This window comes from Rhodococcus sp. H29-C3 (genome assembly GCF_030063405.1).
Taxonomy (GTDB): Bacteria; Actinomycetota; Actinomycetes; order Mycobacteriales; family Mycobacteriaceae; genus Rhodococcoides.
This window is the reverse complement of the sequence record NZ_JASITC010000001.1, coordinates 225,548-242,555: the sequence shown is the minus strand read 5'-3', so window position 1 is coordinate 242,555 and position 17,008 is coordinate 225,548. Positions and strand designations below refer to the sequence as shown.

Genomic DNA, 17,008 nt, shown 5'->3' with positions numbered 1-17,008 from the left:
ATGGGTAGGCGCCCACTTGTCGCGATCGTCGGAGCTGCAATCGTCGTATTGTCGGCTAGTGCATGCTCGCAAGGGGTCTACTCGATTCCGCTGCCCGGTGGCGCGGACACCGGCAGTGATCCGATGCACCTCACGATCCAGTTCGAGGACGTCCTCGATCTGGTTCCGCAATCGACGGTCAAGGTCGACGGCGTCGAGGTTGGACGCGTCGACTCGATCACAGTCGCGGACGGGGAATGGACGGCCAATGTAGGTGTCGTCGTCAACAACTCGGTAGATCTGCCTGCCAATGCCTTTGCCGCCGTGGACCAGACGTCGATCCTTGGTGAGAAATTCATTCAGCTGACGGTGCCCGAGGGCGATGCGGATCCGCAGAAGCTGTCCGACGGTGACACGATTCCGCTGGATCGGACTCGTGCCACCACCAATATCGAGCAGGTGTTCGGCGCGTTGTCGTTGCTGCTCAACGGCGGTGGTGTCGGTCAGCTAGCCCCGATCGTCAAGGAGCTCAACGCGGCCTTTTCCGGTCGAGAAGGGACGACCCGGAGTTTGCTCGAGCAGGCGAACACGCTGATCGGCGGGTTGGATGAGCAGCGCAACGACATCACCAGAGCGTTGGACGGACTCGATGTTCTGACGACCGAGGTCAGTGGTCAAACGGAGAAGATCGACAGGGTGTTGCAGGACCTGCCGATCGCTACGGCGACGTTGGAGCAGCAGCGTCCGCAGCTCACCCAGATGCTGTCTCAGCTCGATCGTCTCGGCACCGTCGGTACCGATGTCATCGAGCAGTCGAAGGACGATCTCATCGCCGATCTACGTGCGCTTCGGCCGACGCTGCAGGCGCTCGCGGGCGCGGCCGACGACATCGTCACCTCGGCGCCTCTTGTCCCGACGCTTCCGTTCCCCGACGGTATCGAAGAGGTGACTCAGGGGAACTCGGCCAATCTCTTCCTCTCACTCGATCTGTCGATCGGAACTACTCTGCGTAATCTCGGTGTCGGGGAGGGCGATCCGGTCTACATCCCGCCGAAGTTCGGTGACACATTGCCGTTGGTCGACCCGACGAACCCGTACTACAACGGTAACGGGCCACGTCCAGGCTGGCCCACAGTCTCGTTGCTGCCGTTGCCGCCAATCACTCCTGCCCCTACACCGGCGCCCGGTGTGCCGGTGGCACCAGGCACCGAGCCGGTGTCGGCAGTTGTGAACGGTGATGCGGAACCGACCCCGTTCGGTCCGCTCAATGATCTGATCGAGCAATTCGGAGGTGGACAGTGAGGTCGAGGCTGGTCAAATTTCAGCTCATCGCGTTCGTCCTCGTCGCCGTGCTCGGAGTTCTTTACGTCGGCGGAAAGTACGTTCGTCTCGACAACCTGCTCGGTTTCGGGCAGTACAGCGTCAACGCTCAGTTCGCGGACTCCGGGGGCATCTTCAAGAATGCCGAAGTGACCTACCGCGGTGTGCCGGTGGGAACGGTCGGCGCTTTGTCGCTGACCTCGGATGGCATCAACGTGGAGTTGCTGTTGAACGATGGTGGACCGAGCATTCCGTCTTCGGCGAAGGCCGTGGTTGCCAACAGATCCGCGATCGGAGAGCAGTATGTCGATCTGCAGCCGACAGGCGACGAGGGACCGTATCTGGAAGATGGTTCGATCATCACCGAGGCGAACACGGCGACTCCTGTCCCGGTGGAAAAGGTGCTCGCCAGCACCGATCGGCTGGTGAGTTCGATTCCGACAAAGAATCTGACCACCGTAGTGAAGGAACTCGGAGCCGCATTCAATGGCAAGGGCGACGACCTGCAGTTACTGATCGATTCGCTTGGAACGCTGACGGAGACCGGTAACGAGGCACTACCCCAGACGCTCGCGCTCGTTCGTGACACCCGAACGGTTCTGGACACGCAATCCGAACAGTCCTCGTCGATTCGGCAATTCAGCAACGATCTGAACAACGTGACAGCCCAGCTCCGAAGCAACGATCCGGATATCCGACGGCTGATCAATACCGGGACAGCGGCAAGCGATCAGGTGGGCGCGTTGATTGCGGAAGCCGGTCCGGCTCTGACGACGGATCTGACGAACATCAATTCGGTGACCTCGCTTGCCGCGCCGCGAACGCTTGCGCTGAAACCGTTGCTGATCTTCCTGCCGGCCTTAGCAGCGGGCGCGAGCACGATCACGCCAGGGGACGGCACCGTCCACCAGGGGTTATTGCTGGAAGCGAACAATCCACCACCCTGCACAATCGGCTACGAGGGTTCGCAGGCGATCCTGGACGAGGAGAAGGCGAAGAACCCCAACTTCGATCCGACCCAGGAAAACTATCCCTTGAACTTGCAAGCGAATTGTGCGACGCCACAGGGCAGTATCACCGGTGTGCGTAGCTCGAATCGTATCGTTTTCGCAGACCCGGCGACCCCCCAACCATGGGATCTGAAGCCGAAGGTCGATCCGGACAAGCTCAACCTGAATCCGATCGCCACTCAGCTAGCGCCCCTGGTAGGAGCGTCGCCGAAGTAAGCGTCGGTAGCGTGGCCGGTGGCTGTGTTCCTACCGATGGAACGATAGAAGACAGGGAACGAAGTTACTGAGTAGTAGGGTTGTGAGTGTGACGTCAAACACCGACGCCCAGGAGGCCACACCGTCGTCTCCTGGGTCGAAGAACAAAGCAAGGCCGGTCCTGATCGGCGTATCCCTCGTTGCCGTCGCAGCGCTCGTCGCTGCAGTGTGGTTCGGAATTGGCTGGGGGCGAGCTCTCTTCGTCGACAAGCCCATCGCCGACACCCGTGATTCCGCCCTGACCGGTGCGCAGCAGGTGGCGATCAATCTCAACACCGTCGATGCAGCCAATATCGACCAGTCGTTCGAGGACATGAAGTCCTCTATCACCGGCGACTCGATGTTGAACGACCTGACTTCCACTCAGTCGACCATTTCCGACGAGGTACGCAACTCGGGCGCCAAGGGTTCAGCCGAACTGCTTCACGGCACCCTCACCGAACTCAGTGCCGACGAGGGAACCGCAACGGCGCTCGTGGTCATCGCCACGACCACGACCTGGCCGGATCGCCCCGCAGTCAAAAGCAAGCTGACCTTGCGTCTGTTCATGGAAGACGTCGACGGCACGTGGAAGGCCAGCAAGGTCGACCCCGTAGGGACCGGAATCGCCCTCGACAACGGTGCTGTCGATCCGAATGCAGTCCCGGCGGACCCGAATGCCGTGCCGGTTGATCCAGGTGCGGCGCCGTCCACAGTCGAAGGTCCCGCGCCAGTACCCGACGCGACCGGTGGACCATAAGTCCATCCCGATGGTTCGTCGAACCACGTATGCGTCGGTCGAAGAACGTATCTCACAAGGAGTTGTCCGAAGTGCCTCCTCAGCGCCGGAAAATAGTTCCCCCCAACACCACCAGCAAGGCTCGCAAGAAGGTCGCCGGATCGAACCGACCTCCACACGAAGAACCTGCACAGCTGCAGGATTCTGTCGCCCCCGAAGGGTCTCCAGAAGCGGCCGACACGACGTTCCCTGGGAGCACGGTCGAGCCAACCTCACAGTCCAACAGTGCTACAGCGCAAGCGAAGCCGAAGGTGTCCACTACGAAGGCCGAGAAAGCAGACACGACAGAGCCCGTCGAAGCTCCGAAAGCAGGCGCTGTCACTGCTTCGAATCGAACGAACTGGAAACCGGTCGTTGCGGTCGGCGCTGTCGCCGTCGTCCTGGCGGCCTTTGCAGTGGTTGCGGCGTTTCGGCCTGGCGCAACGATCGACAACCAGGCATGGGTAGATCAGGGCGCAACATCCGAGGCCACTCGTGCTGCTACGGATGCCGTCGTAACGTTGTACTCGTACAAGGATACGACCATCGACGAGGATTTCGACAAAGCACGGTCGTACCTGAATCCGCAGATGCTGTCCGATTTCGACAAGGCAGCCGAGACGACCAAGTCGGCGGTTCAGCAGACTCAGACGGCGACAGAGGCAAGCTTGACCGACATCGGTGTCGCGATCCTCGAGGACGACAAAGCCGAACTGGTGGCGAACCTGAATGTCAGTGCGACGCAGGCCGGTGTCGCGCAGGGCAATGCCGAAGGACCGATCACCATCAACCTCGAGAAGGTCGACGGGAAGTGGCTGTTGTCGGCGCTGTCGGATAAGTAGTGCTGTTCTCGTTTCGCATTCCATGAGTGGTTGAAAGGTGCTGTTTCGTCGGTCGGATGCGCCCTTGTGACTGGATTCACGGGCGGGGTGAACACTGTCGGCGGTTAACATCGCGACTGCGTCCTGCAGTGGGGCGAGCTCTGGTTGCTCGAGGTCGCCGCGGGGGTGCGCGGGCGGCCAGGGGCGGGTTTCGCGAGATGACGGAGCATTCATGACCGACACGACAATTGCACGAGTTTCAACGCAGTCCACCGGGAGGGTCGGATTTTCGGAGCGGGTGAACCCCGAGCTGATGCGGCTGTTGAGCGCCGTCGACCTGGACACGGAGTATGTACGGGGCGACGGCACAGTCTTGTTCGACGCCGAAGGTCGAAGCTATCTCGATTTTGCGGGCGCATACGGAGCCTTGCCGTTCGGGCACAATCCTCCACGTGTGTGGCAGGCGATGGACGCCGTACGCAACAGTGGTGAGGCCGTCTTCGTGCAACCGGCGGTGCTCTCTGCGGCGGGGGATCTTGCGTCGAGTTTGGTCGCGGTCGCGCCTGCGGGCTTGGGGCGTGTCACGTTTGTCAACAGTGGCGCCGAGGCGGTGGAGGTCGCCATCAAGATCGCAAGATCAGCGACAGGGCGACTGGGAGTTCTCAGCACCGACAACAGCTTTCACGGAAAAACCCTCGGCGCACTGTCGGCAACCGGGAATGCCAAGTATCAGGCGGGCTTCGGCGCTCCGGCCCCCGGGTTTGCCACTATTGCGTTCGGTGACAGTGACGCGCTCGACGCGGCGCTCACCGACAATCCAGATCAGTACGCGGTGTTCATGGTCGAACCCATTCAGGGGGAGGGTGGGGTGATCACGCCACCGGAGGGATACCTGCGTCGCGTACGTGAAATCTGCTCTGCACATGGAGTTCTCATGGCAGTGGACGAAGTACAGACCGGGCTGGGGCGAACTGGAAGGATGTTCGCCTGCGAGCACGAATCGGTAGTCCCGGACATCTTGACGCTTGCCAAGGCTCTGGGCGGCGGTGTTCTCCCCAGTGGCGCAGTGCTGTGCAAGCCGGAGTTGGTTGGTGAAAGCTTCTCTCTCCGTCACACTTCGACGTTCGCCGGAAATGCATTGACCGCTCGCGTCGGAGTGGCCGTGGTGAATGAATTGATTGCCGACAGTCAAGCGTTGGTCCGACGAGTCCGTGACTGCGGTGAGGTGTTGAAGCGTGAATTGGAAAGGGTCGCACAGAAGTATCCGTCGGTCGTCACCGATGTTCGTGGGCGTGGACTTCTCCTCGGTGTCGAGCTGACGGGCGACATCAATTTCGTGGGTGTGCAGTCGCTCCTCGGCTCCATCGCGCATCAGGAGAACCTTGCGGTGATGATCTCCTCCTATCTGTCACGGGTCGAAGGAATACGTCTCGCGCCGACCCTGTTCGGGGCGCGGGTGCTTCGTGTCGAGCCACCGCTGACGGTGTCCGACTCCGAATGTCGTCAGTTCGTGGCGGCTTTGGATCGTGCCCTCTCCTTCGTGGCAGAGGGTGATCTGGGCGGCTTGATCGGCCACCTCGTCGGACGGCCGGCCAAAGCGGAGCCGACGGTATATCCGACTGGAGCTCGGCGGATCCCGCACCTACCGGCGCAGGAGAGCGACCACCGATTCGGCTTCATCGCGCACCCTCTGAACTTGGAGGTGTTCGGTGCGTTCGACCCGACTCTTGTCGAATTCACACATGCGGAGCGAGCGGAACTGTTGAATCGATTCGCCTCGGCAACCTCGGAATTGAATCCGTCTCCCTTCGTCATCGGCAGTGGCCGAGTGGTTCCGACATCAGGGGCTGCGGCACACGGGTACCTGATCGGCCTGCCGTATACCTCGGCGGCACTGCTGAAGCTGCCGCCCGAAGTAGCTGTGGCGTCGGTGTCGGCGGCAGTGGAGTTGGCGTTCGACGCGGGAGCCGAAGTTGTGGGTCTGGGTGGGTACTCCTCAGTGGTCACCGCGAACGGTCTGGCGCTCGGTGAGATGTCGGGCGTCGTGACGACGGGTAACTCGTTCACCGCAGCAGCCAGTATCCGAGCGGTGCGACGTGTTTGCGCTGAGCGTGGGCTCGACCTTGCAGATCTTCGTGTGACCATCCTCGGTGCCGCGGGTGCGATCGGTCGGACGATTGCGCGAGCACTGGCGCCCGACGTCGGCACCGTCACTTTGGTGGGCCGTCCCGGTGAACGAGGACAGATTGCCCCGAAACTGTGGGATGCAGCAATCGAAATCGCAGCTGCCGCGCGTGGGGGGAGAGGTGCGCTGGCCGATGCGGCAGAGCGGGCAGGGGGCTCGGTCGACGACTTGATCGGATCGGGGCATCTGGAATTCTTCGACGACCCGGCAGCGGGCGTTGCGCGCGCACATATCGTGATCGCGGCGACGTCGGCCCCACACGCGTTGATCGAAGCAGCCGACCTGGCTCCGAACGCGATTGTGTGTGACGTCGCTCAGCCGCCGAACATTCCTTACGACGTCGGCCTCGTCCGCCCCGACGTGACCGTGTTCGACGGTGGGATCGTGCGTCTGCCCGAGGGTTCGGATTTCGGTCTTACTTTCGGCCTCGCACCTGGCCTGACTTACGCATGCTTCGCCGAGACGATGTTGTTGTCGCTGTCGCGGCAATTCGAACTTCGTAGCCTCGGTACCGCTCTGGACGGTGCGAATGTCGAACGGCTCGGGGAGCTGGCCGACCGCTACGGTTTCGAGCTGGCAGAGGCGACCCGCTGGCGCGAGAAGAAGTAGAACGAGCCGGCAACGGTGGTGACGGGTGGGCGTGGTCGGGTGCCTACGGCCCGCCCGGCACGTCGCCCGCTCGAGATGAACAAGCGATATCGACGATCGGAAAGTGAGCGGAACAGCGTTCCGATGTCGACAACAAGCGTCCCGGTCGCATGAATGGCGCACCCAAGTCATCTGATCGTATGAGTGGCCCATTGAAGCGATGGTGGGGTGGGTGCGGGCCTCGGTTGGGCGAAACCTGAGTAGAACGCGCATGGAAAGCGCAGGGAATGCGGACTCGCCGCCCGGCCCTCTTGACGCGCGGGCGCGCAGGGTCCAGTCTTGTCGTCAGTAAGCACCCCCGCGGTGAACGACCGGAGTGTTCGGTCGGAACGCACGGTCTGCGACACGCCGTTCTGAAGGCCTCGCAGGTTCGAATCCCGGGTGCTACTTTTGATGCCCCTGTTGCGCTGTGCGCACGTATGGGGTACCTTTGGGCGTTGCGCTGGGTGCCTCCTGTCCACCTCTCGATTGCTGTGCCGCGAAGTGGTTACTTCGTCGGTGTTGTGATGGGGATTCGTTCGGGTTGTGACCAGCGAATTCGCCCCACATTAAGCAAGCAGATACAGCGGCGGTCGCACTGCACGAGCGGCCCGCGTGAGGTGCTGGAAGGACGCATCTTGGCAGTCTCTAGCCAGACCAAGGCAGTTGTCGGAACACCGGGAGCCCCGAGGAGGGTTTCGTTCGCGAATATTCGCGAGCCGTTGGAGGTACCCGGTCTCCTAGATGTACAGACGGACTCTTTCGAATGGCTGGTAGGTGCGCAGAGTTGGCGCGACCGTGCCGCCGCGCGCGGAGACAGTGGTGTCTCCGGCGGTCTCGAGGACATCCTGACCGAGCTGTCCCCGATCGAGGACTTCTCGGGCTCTATGTCCCTTTCCTTCTCTGATCCACGGTTCGACGAGGTCAAGGCCTCGATGGACGAGTGCAAAGACAAGGACATGACGTACGCGGCGCCATTGTTCGTGACGGCCGAGTTCATCAACAACAACACCGGTGAGATCAAGAGCCAGACGGTCTTCATGGGTGATTTCCCCATGATGACCGGCAAGGGCACATTCATCATCAACGGCACCGAGCGCGTCGTCGTTTCCCAGCTCGTTCGCTCTCCAGGCGTCTACTTCGATCATTCGGTCGACAAGACGACGGAGAAGGACCTGCACAGCGTCAAGGTTATTCCTGGTCGCGGTGCCTGGTTGGAGTTCGACGTCGACAAGCGCGACACCGTCGGTGTTCGTATCGACCGCAAGCGTCGTCAGCCCGTCACGGTGCTGCTGAAGGCTCTCGGCTGGTCCACGGAGCAGATCACGGAGCGCTTCGGCTTCTCCGAGATCCTCATGGCCACGCTGGAGAAGGACAACACAGCCGGTACCGACGAGGCGCTTCTCGACATCTACCGCAAGTTGCGTCCGGGCGAGCCGCCCACGAAGGAAAGCGCGCAGACGCTCCTGGAGAACTTGTTCTTCAAGGACAAGCGCTACGACCTCGCTCGCGTGGGTCGTTACAAGATCAACAAGAAGCTCGGCCTCAATGCAGGTCAGCCGATTGTCGCTTCGACGCTCACTGAAGAAGACATCGTCGCCACCATCGAGTACCTCGTGCGTTTGCACGCAGGTGACACCTCGATGACGGCGCCGGATGGTGTCGAGGTTCCTGTCGAGGTCGACGATATCGACCACTTCGGTAACCGTCGTCTCCGTACCGTCGGTGAGCTGATTCAGAACCAGATCCGAGTGGGGCTTTCCCGCATGGAGCGCGTCGTTCGCGAACGTATGACGACTCAGGATGTCGAGGCCATCACGCCGCAGACCCTGATCAACATCCGTCCCGTCGTCGCCGCGATCAAGGAGTTCTTCGGAACCTCCCAGCTGTCGCAGTTCATGGACCAGAACAACCCGCTGTCGGGTCTGACGCACAAGCGTCGCCTGTCGGCTCTCGGACCGGGTGGTCTCTCCCGTGAGCGCGCCGGCCTCGAGGTTCGTGACGTTCACCCGTCGCACTACGGCCGTATGTGCCCCATCGAGACCCCTGAAGGCCCGAACATCGGCCTGATCGGCTCGCTGTCGGTATACGCACGGGTCAACCCGTTCGGCTTCATCGAGACCCCGTACCGCAAGGTCGTCGACGGCCAGGTCACCGACGATGTCGATTACCTGACGGCCGATGAAGAGGATCGCCACACGCTCGCACAGGCCAACGCGCCTCTGGACGACAGCGACCATTTCATCGAGGACAAGATTCTTGTTCGCCGTAAGGGTGGCGAGGTCGAGTTCGTGTCGTCCTCGGACATCGACTACATGGACGTTTCACCGCGCCAGATGGTCTCGGTCGCAACCGCGATGATTCCGTTCCTCGAGCACGACGACGCAAACCGTGCCCTCATGGGTGCGAACATGCAGCGTCAGGCCGTTCCGCTGGTACGCAGCGAATCGCCGATCGTCGGTACCGGCATGGAGCTGCGCGCCGCAGTCGATGCAGGTGACGTCGTGATCAGCGAAATGACCGGTGTTGTGGAAGAGGTCTCCGCCGACTACGTCACGGTCATGGCCGACGACGGTAGCCGCAAGACCTACCGGATGCGTAAGTTTGCGCGTTCCAACCAGGGCACGTGTGCCAACCAGCGTCCGATCGTGGACGAGGGTCAGCGCGTCGAGTCCGGCCAGGTCCTCGCCGACGGCCCATGCACCGAAGACGGTGAAATGGCGCTCGGTAAGAACCTGCTCGTGGCGATCATGCCGTGGGAAGGCCACAACTACGAGGACGCGATCATCCTTTCGCAGCGTCTCGTGGAAGAGGACGTTCTCACCTCGATTCACATCGAGGAGCACGAGATCGATGCTCGCGACACCAAGCTCGGTGCCGAGGAGATCACTCGTGACATTCCGAACGTCTCCGACGAGGTCCTCGCTGACCTCGACGAGCGCGGCATCATCCGTATCGGTGCCGAGGTTCGTGACGGCGACGTGCTGGTCGGAAAGGTCACGCCGAAGGGCGAGACCGAGCTGACCCCGGAAGAGCGTCTCCTGCGTGCCATCTTCGGTGAGAAGGCTCGCGAGGTTCGCGATACTTCGCTCAAGGTTCCGCACGGCGAGAACGGAAAGGTCATCGGCATTCGCGTGTTCTCACGCGACGACGATGACGATCTGCCTCCCGGCGTCAACGAGTTGGTCCGCGTCTACGTCGCCCAGAAGCGCAAGATTCAGGACGGCGACAAGCTCGCAGGCCGCCACGGTAACAAGGGCGTCATCGGCAAGATCCTCCCGCAGGAGGACATGCCGTTCCTGTCCGACGGCACCCCGATCGACATAATCCTCAACACCCACGGCGTTCCGCGTCGTATGAACATCGGTCAGATCTTGGAGACCCACCTCGGGTGGATCGGCAAGACCGGCTGGAATGTTCAAGTGGCCACGGACGGCACCCGGCCCGATTGGGCCGAGCGTCTTCCGGAGGAGATGCTCTCGGCACCTGCGGACAGCAATATCGCTACCCCGGTGTTCGACGGCGCCAAGGAGAATCAGCTGACCGGCCTGCTGGCCAGCACGATTCCCAACCGTGACGGCGAGCAGATGGTCGGATCCGACGGAAAGGCCACCTTGTTCGACGGCCGTTCCGGCGAGCCGTTCCCATACCCGGTGTCCGTGGGCTACATGTACATCATCAAGCTGCACCACTTGGTCGACGACAAGATCCACGCTCGTTCGACCGGGCCGTACTCGATGATCACTCAGCAGCCCCTCGGCGGTAAAGCGCAGTTCGGTGGACAGCGCTTCGGTGAGATGGAGTGCTGGGCCATGCAGGCCTACGGCGCTGCGTACACGCTGCAGGAGCTTCTCACCATCAAGTCGGACGACGTTGTCGGCCGCGTGAAGGTGTACGAAGCAATCGTCAAGGGCGAGAACATTCCCGAGCCCGGTATCCCCGAGTCCTTCAAGGTGCTCCTCAAGGAGCTCCAGTCACTGTGCCTCAACGTGGAGGTGCTGTCCTCGGACGGCGCTGCCATCACGATGGCCGACGGTGACGACGAGGACCTCGAGCGTGCCGCAGCCAACCTGGGAATCAACCTCTCCCGCAACGAAGCTGCAACGGTCGACGACCTCGCTCAGTAGTTCTACGGTCCTCGGGCCTGCGGTTATCGCAGGCCCGAGGGCGCTCTTTCTCATATGACTGTTCTCAATGGCAGTTTGGTACAACACCCATAACGGGGAAAGGAAGTTACGTGCTCGACGTCAACTTCTTCGATGAACTTCGCATTGGCCTCGCCACTGCGGACGACATCCGTCAGTGGTCCTACGGTGAGGTCAAAAAGCCGGAGACCATCAACTACCGCACGCTCAAGCCCGAGAAGGACGGCCTCTTCTGCGAGAAGATCTTCGGCCCCACTCGGGACTGGGAGTGCTACTGCGGTAAGTACAAGCGTGTCCGGTTCAAGGGCATCATCTGTGAGCGTTGTGGCGTCGAGGTCACTCGCGCCAAGGTGCGTCGTGAGCGCATGGGTCACATCGAACTGGCTGCTCCCGTCACGCACATCTGGTACTTCAAGGGTGTCCCGTCACGTCTGGGCTACCTGCTCGACCTGGCTCCGAAGGATCTCGAAAAGATCATCTACTTCGCTGCCTACGTCATCACGACGGTCGACGACGAGCTCCGTCACAACGAGCTGTCGACTCTCGAGGCCGAGATGGAGGTCGAGAAGAAGTCGGTCGCTGATCAGCGTGACGCCGACCTCGAAGCTCGTGCGCAGAAGCTCGAGGCCGACATCGCCGAGCTCGAAGCCGAGGGTGCCAAGTCGGACGTACGTCGCAAGGTGAAGGACGGCGGCGAGCGCGAAATGCGTCAGCTGCGCGACCGTTCGCAGCGCGAGCTGGATCGTCTGGAAGAGATCTGGACTACGTTCACGAAGCTGACCCCGAAGCAGCTCATCGTCGACGAGCTCATCTACCGCGAACTCATCGACAGGTACGGCGAGTACTTCACCGGCGCCATGGGTGCCGAGTCGATCCAGAAGCTCATGCAGACCTTCGACATCGATGCCGAGGCAGAGTCGCTGCGCGAAACCATTCGTAGCGGCAAGGGCCAGAAGAAGCTTCGCGCGCTCAAGCGTCTGAAGGTCGTCGCGGCCTTCCAGAACAACCGCAACTCGCCGATGGGCATGGTTCTCGACGCTGTTCCGGTCATCCCACCGGAGCTTCGCCCGATGGTTCAGCTCGACGGTGGACGTTTCGCAACGTCCGACCTCAACGACCTGTACCGCCGTGTCATCAACCGCAACAACCGCCTCAAGCGTCTGATCGATCTCGGTGCTCCCGAGATCATCGTCAACAACGAGAAGCGGATGCTGCAGGAGTCGGTCGACGCACTGTTCGACAACGGCCGTCGTGGACGTCCGGTCACCGGACCGGGTAACCGTCCGCTCAAGTCGCTTTCCGACTTGCTCAAGGGCAAGCAGGGTCGCTTCCGTCAGAACCTTCTCGGTAAGCGCGTCGACTACTCGGGTCGTTCCGTGATCGTCGTCGGTCCTCAGCTCAAGCTGCACCAGTGTGGTCTGCCGAAGCTGATGGCACTCGAGCTGTTCAAGCCGTTCGTGATGAAGCGTCTGGTGGATCTGAACCACGCGCAGAACATCAAGTCAGCCAAGCGCATGGTCGAGCGTCAGCGCCCGCAGGTATGGGATGTCCTCGAAGAGGTCATTGCCGAGCACCCGGTACTGCTGAACCGTGCACCTACCCTGCACAGGTTGGGCATCCAGGCGTTCGAGCCACAGCTCGTCGAGGGCAAGGCAATCCAGCTGCACCCGCTCGTGTGTGAGGCGTTCAACGCCGACTTCGACGGTGACCAGATGGCTGTCCACCTGCCGCTGTCCGCAGAGGCTCAGGCCGAGGCACGCATCTTGATGCTGTCCTCGAACAACATCCTCTCGCCTGCGTCGGGTCGTCCGCTCGCCATGCCGCGTCTGGACATGGTCACGGGTCTGTTCCACCTGACTCGTCTCGACGACGGTGCCATCGGTGAACGTGCCGACGCCAAGACGGACCATGCCGAGTTCGGTGCGTACTCCAGCCCGGCCGAGGCCCAGATGGCGGTCGACCGCGGTTCGCTCACCGTGCAGTCGCAGATCAAGGTTCGGTTGACGCTGCAGCGTCCGCCGCGCGACATCGAGACCGAGCGTTTCCCCGACGGTTGGCGTCGTGGAGAGTCTTGGATCGCGGAAACGACATTGGGACGCGTTCTCTTCAACGAGCTGCTCCCGGCGGACTACCCGTTCGTCAACGAGCAGATGCCGAAGAAGCGTCAGGCGACGATCATCAACGATCTCGCCGAGCGTTACCCGATGATCGTCGTTGCGCAGACCGTGGACAAGCTGAAGGACACTGGCTTCTACTGGGCCACGCGTTCGGGTGTCACGATCTCCATCTCCGACGTCCTCGTGCCGCCGGAGAAGCCGGCGATCATGGAGACCTTCGAGGCGCAGGCCGATCAGATCGAGAAGAAGTACCAGCGAGGCGCACTCGACAAGATCGAGCGCAACTCTGCCTTGGTCAAGATCTGGCAGGACGCGACCGAGCAGGTCGGTAAGGCCATGGAGGCGCACTTCCCCGACGACAACCCCATCCCGATGATCGTGAAGTCCGGCGCAGCCGGAAACATGACTCAGGTGCGGTCGCTCGCCGGCATGAAGGGCCTGGTGACCAACCCGAAGGGTGAGTTCATCCCGCGTCCGATCAAGTCTTCCTTCAAGGAAGGCCTGACGGTCCTCGAGTACTTCATCAACACGCACGGTGCTCGTAAGGGTCTGGCGGATACGGCACTTCGTACCGCCGACTCGGGCTACCTGACCCGTCGTCTCGTCGACGTCTCGCAGGATGTCATCGTTCGGGAAACCGACTGTGGCACCGAGCGTGGCATCAACACGATCATCGCCGAGAAGCTCGCCGATGGCACGATGATCCGCGACGCTCACGTCGAGACCAGCACGTACGCCCGCACCTTGGCGAGCGATGCTGTCGACGCGAACGGCACGGTCATCGTCTCTCGTGGACACGACCTCGGCGATCCGGCCATCGACGCGTTGCTCGAAGCGGGCGTCACGTCGGTCAAGGTTCGTTCGGTCCTGACCTGCACCACCGGTACCGGCGTCTGCGCCACGTGCTACGGCCGTTCGATGGCCACCGGCAAGTTGGTCGACATCGGTGAGGCTGTCGGTATCGTCGCCGCACAGTCGATCGGTGAGCCCGGTACTCAGCTGACCATGCGTACCTTCCACCAGGGTGGTGTCGCCGGAGATGACATCACCGGTGGTCTGCCTCGCGTTCAGGAGCTGTTCGAGGCACGGGTGCCGAAGGGCAAGGCTCCGATCGCGGACGTGTCGGGTCGAATCCAGCTCGAGGACGGCGATCGTTTCTACAAGATCACCATTGTTCCGGACGACGGCGGTGAGGAGGTTGTCTACGACAAGCTCTCCAAGCGTCAGCGTCTGCGTGCCTTCAAGCACGACGACGGTACCGAGCGACTCCTGTCGGACGGTGACCACGTCGAGGTCGGCCAGCAGCTCATGGAAGGTGCTGCCGATCCCCACGAGGTTCTGCGCGTGATGGGTCCTCGCCAGGTTCAGATCCACCTGGTCAACGAGGTCCAGGAGGTGTATCGGTCGCAGGGTGTGTCGATTCACGACAAGCACATCGAGACGATCGTGCGCCAGATGCTCCGTCGTGTCACGATCATCGACTCCGGCTCCACCGAATTCCTGCCCGGTTCACTTACCGAGCGCAGCGAATTCGAGGCGTCGAACCGTCGCGTCGTGTCCGAAGGTGGCGAGCCCGCAGCCGGTCGTCCGGTCCTGATGGGTATCACCAAGGCCTCGCTGGCAACCGATTCGTGGCTGTCTGCAGCGTCCTTCCAGGAGACCACTCGTGTGCTTACCGATGCGGCTATCAACTGCCGTAGCGACAAGCTCATAGGTCTGAAGGAGAACGTCATCATCGGAAAGCTCATCCCGGCTGGTACCGGCATCAACCGGTACCGGAACATCCAGGTGCAGCCGACCGAAGAGGCGCGTGCCGCAGCATACGCGGTGCCGTCGTACGACGATCAGTACTACAGCCCGGATGGCTTCGGAGCCAACACCGGCGCAGCAGTGCCGCTCGACGACTACGGCTTCTCCAACGAGTACCGCTAGCCAATAACGCAAAAGCCCCGCACTCCGACTTCGGTCGGGTGGCGGGGCTTTTTCGTGCGGTAACGAATCAAGCCCCGCACTCCGACTTCGGTCGGGTGGCGGGGCTTGATTCGTGCGCGGGTGTGGCCGAGCTCGAACCGGGCTACCGCCCGTCGGCAATCACTTTCGCGATGTTCCGTTCGGCCAGGGCGGTGATGGTGAGCGATGGGTTGGCTGCGCCCGTACTTCCGGGGATCAGGGCGCCGTCGACGACGTAGAGTCCGTCGTGCCCTTTGACGCGTCCGTACGAGTCGGTGGCGTCGCCCAGTACTGCACCACCGAGTGGGTGGGCGGTGAAGGTGTCGTCGACGTCGCGAGTGAACGGCTCCGCGGAGACCACGGTGCCGCCGGCCTGAGCCATCTTGTTCTGTACTGCGCGAAGTGCTTCGACGGTGTCACGGCTGCCGCCCTTCGGCCAGTTCAGTGTCATCCCGTCGGTGGCGGCGTTGTAATGGAAATCGGCCCGGAGTGGGTCGATCGTCATGCCGAGCGAGCCGATGAAGCCGAGATCGATGGGTACACCGGGGACATACCAGTTCTCGACGGTGAGGGGGAGTCCGGAGTCGTCGACGATTCGGGATGCGCACGGTGCGCCCTGCGGTACGCCGGCAGCAGGTCCGAGCGATCGCGTCATCGAGGCGTCGCCGTTGGTGCCCCAGCCGCGACCGACGAACTCGTTCAGATTGCCCAAGGTGCCGGTGGCTTGCGCGCGCACGAGAAGCTCTGTGGTGCCGATGGATCCGGCTCCGAGGACGAGTTTGTCGCACGTGAGCGTCCGAGTTTCGAGAACGTTGCCTTCGGGGTCTAGGCGTCGCACCTCGACGCGGTAGCGGCCACCGGATTCACTGCCGATCGAGGCGACTTCGTGGCTGTGGCAAACGGTTGCTCGTCCGGTGTTCTCGGCCTGGGGGATGTAGTTCTGGGTCAGGTCGTGCTTGGCGCCGTTCGAGTTTCCGAAGGTGCTTGCTCCGACGGTTGCGGAAGGACGGGACCGTCCGGTCATTTCGTCGCGCAGGACGTTCCAGTTCCAGTTGCCGTCGATTCGTTCGGGTTGGTAGCCGGCGCGTCGGGCGTGGTCGTCCCAGGTTCGAGAGTGCGCGAAATTTGGGCTGTTGTAGATGTCGTCGGGCATCTGCGACGGCATCAGCATCGATCGGGCCTTGGGGTACCAGGTTCCGGCCATGTCGTCGTAGCTGAGCCGTCCGCCGAAGGAGAGGTCGAAGAATCGGCGTTCCGGGGCGATCGTGACGCCGGTGTAGACGATGGATCCTCCGCCGACAGCGGCACCGCGCCAGACGGAGAGGTTCTCGAAACGCGTGGTGTCGAGGACGCCGCCGAACAGGTCCACGGGCCCGACCGGTAGGCCGGTGATGTTGGTGAACGAATCTTGTCGCCACAGGCCACGGCCGTCGGCGGTCATGTCGGCGGTGAAGATCTCGCGCCATGGGTCTCGCGGCCAGCGCAGACCGCGTTCGAGGACGGTGACCTGACTACCGGCCCGCGCGAGGCGCAACGCGGCCGCGCTGGCACCGAAGCCGGAACCGATGACGATGACCGACGAGTGCTCCGGCGGTCGTGGCGGTTCGGCGAAAATTTCTGGGACGAGTGACCGGATGGAGCCGACGCCGATCGGGATCGCGTGTGCTCGTGTTCCGGAAAGAAGTGGAGGTGCGGTAAGTCCAAGCAGACCTGCTGCTGCCAGTTGAAGAAGTTGCCTGCGTTTCACGTGTGTTCTGTCCCCTGACGTCGATCGCGGCTCGTCGGCCATTGTTCCTCATTGCGCAGCAGAAAAGCGACTGGTCTTTCGGATTACGTGAGATT

The 17,008-nt window shown here is 62.1% G+C and carries 8 protein-coding genes; 7 read left to right on the top strand and 1 reads right to left on the bottom strand.

The features are described from left to right. The 7 genes from QMK32_RS01090 to QMK32_RS01060 all read left to right on the top strand — a co-directional run bounded on the left by QMK32_RS01090 (position 1) and on the right by QMK32_RS01060 (position 15,148). Complete coding sequence (locus QMK32_RS01090; RefSeq protein WP_283473138.1) at positions 1-1,281, top strand: MCE family protein; 1,281 nt, start codon at positions 1-3, stop codon at positions 1,279-1,281. Continuing rightward, positions 1,278-2,525 carry an MCE family protein gene (locus QMK32_RS01085; protein WP_283472466.1) on the top strand — a complete coding sequence of 416 codons (1,248 nt, stop codon included), beginning with the start codon at positions 1,278-1,280 and terminating at the stop codon, positions 2,523-2,525. The genes QMK32_RS01090 and QMK32_RS01085 overlap by 4 nt, the downstream gene beginning before the upstream one ends. Positions 2,526-2,613: 88 nt before the next feature. Further along, positions 2,614-3,303 carry a hypothetical protein gene (locus QMK32_RS01080; RefSeq protein WP_502943497.1) on the top strand — a complete coding sequence of 230 codons (690 nt, stop codon included), beginning with the start codon at positions 2,614-2,616 and terminating at the stop codon, positions 3,301-3,303. A 71-nt stretch (positions 3,304-3,374) separates the two neighbouring features. Further along, on the top strand, positions 3,375-4,163 hold the full coding sequence (locus QMK32_RS01075; protein WP_283472465.1) for a hypothetical protein: 789 nt from the start codon (positions 3,375-3,377) through the stop codon (positions 4,161-4,163). Positions 4,164-4,374: 211 nt separating this feature from the next. Beyond that, positions 4,375-6,936 (top strand): aminotransferase class III-fold pyridoxal phosphate-dependent enzyme, encoded by a 2,562-nt coding sequence (locus tag QMK32_RS01070; RefSeq protein ID WP_283472463.1) that lies wholly within the window; start codon positions 4,375-4,377, stop codon positions 6,934-6,936. Between the two features lie 638 nt (positions 6,937-7,574). Then, entirely contained in the window at positions 7,575-11,081 is a 3,507-nt protein-coding gene (gene rpoB, locus QMK32_RS01065) for a DNA-directed RNA polymerase subunit beta (protein WP_283472462.1), read from the top strand. A gap of 110 nt (positions 11,082-11,191) precedes the next feature. Next, entirely contained in the window at positions 11,192-15,148 is a 3,957-nt protein-coding gene (locus QMK32_RS01060) for a DNA-directed RNA polymerase subunit beta' (protein ID WP_283472461.1), read from the top strand. Between the two features lie 142 nt (positions 15,149-15,290). Here QMK32_RS01060 and QMK32_RS01055 read toward each other — a convergent pair whose 3' ends face one another. Further along, positions 15,291-16,913 (bottom strand): GMC oxidoreductase, encoded by a 1,623-nt coding sequence (locus QMK32_RS01055; protein ID WP_283472460.1) that lies wholly within the window; start codon positions 16,911-16,913, stop codon positions 15,291-15,293. Positions 16,914-17,008: the final 95 nt, after the last annotated feature.

Bases quoted from the DNA above. Each gene is read 5' to 3' on its own strand.
- QMK32_RS01070 (WP_283472463.1), top strand. From the start codon at position 4,375: ATGACCGACACGACAATTGCACGAGTTTCAACGCAGTCCACCGGGAGG.
- QMK32_RS01090 (WP_283473138.1), top strand. From the start codon at position 1: ATGGGTAGGCGCCCACTTGTCGCGATCGTCGGAGCTGCAATCGTCGTA.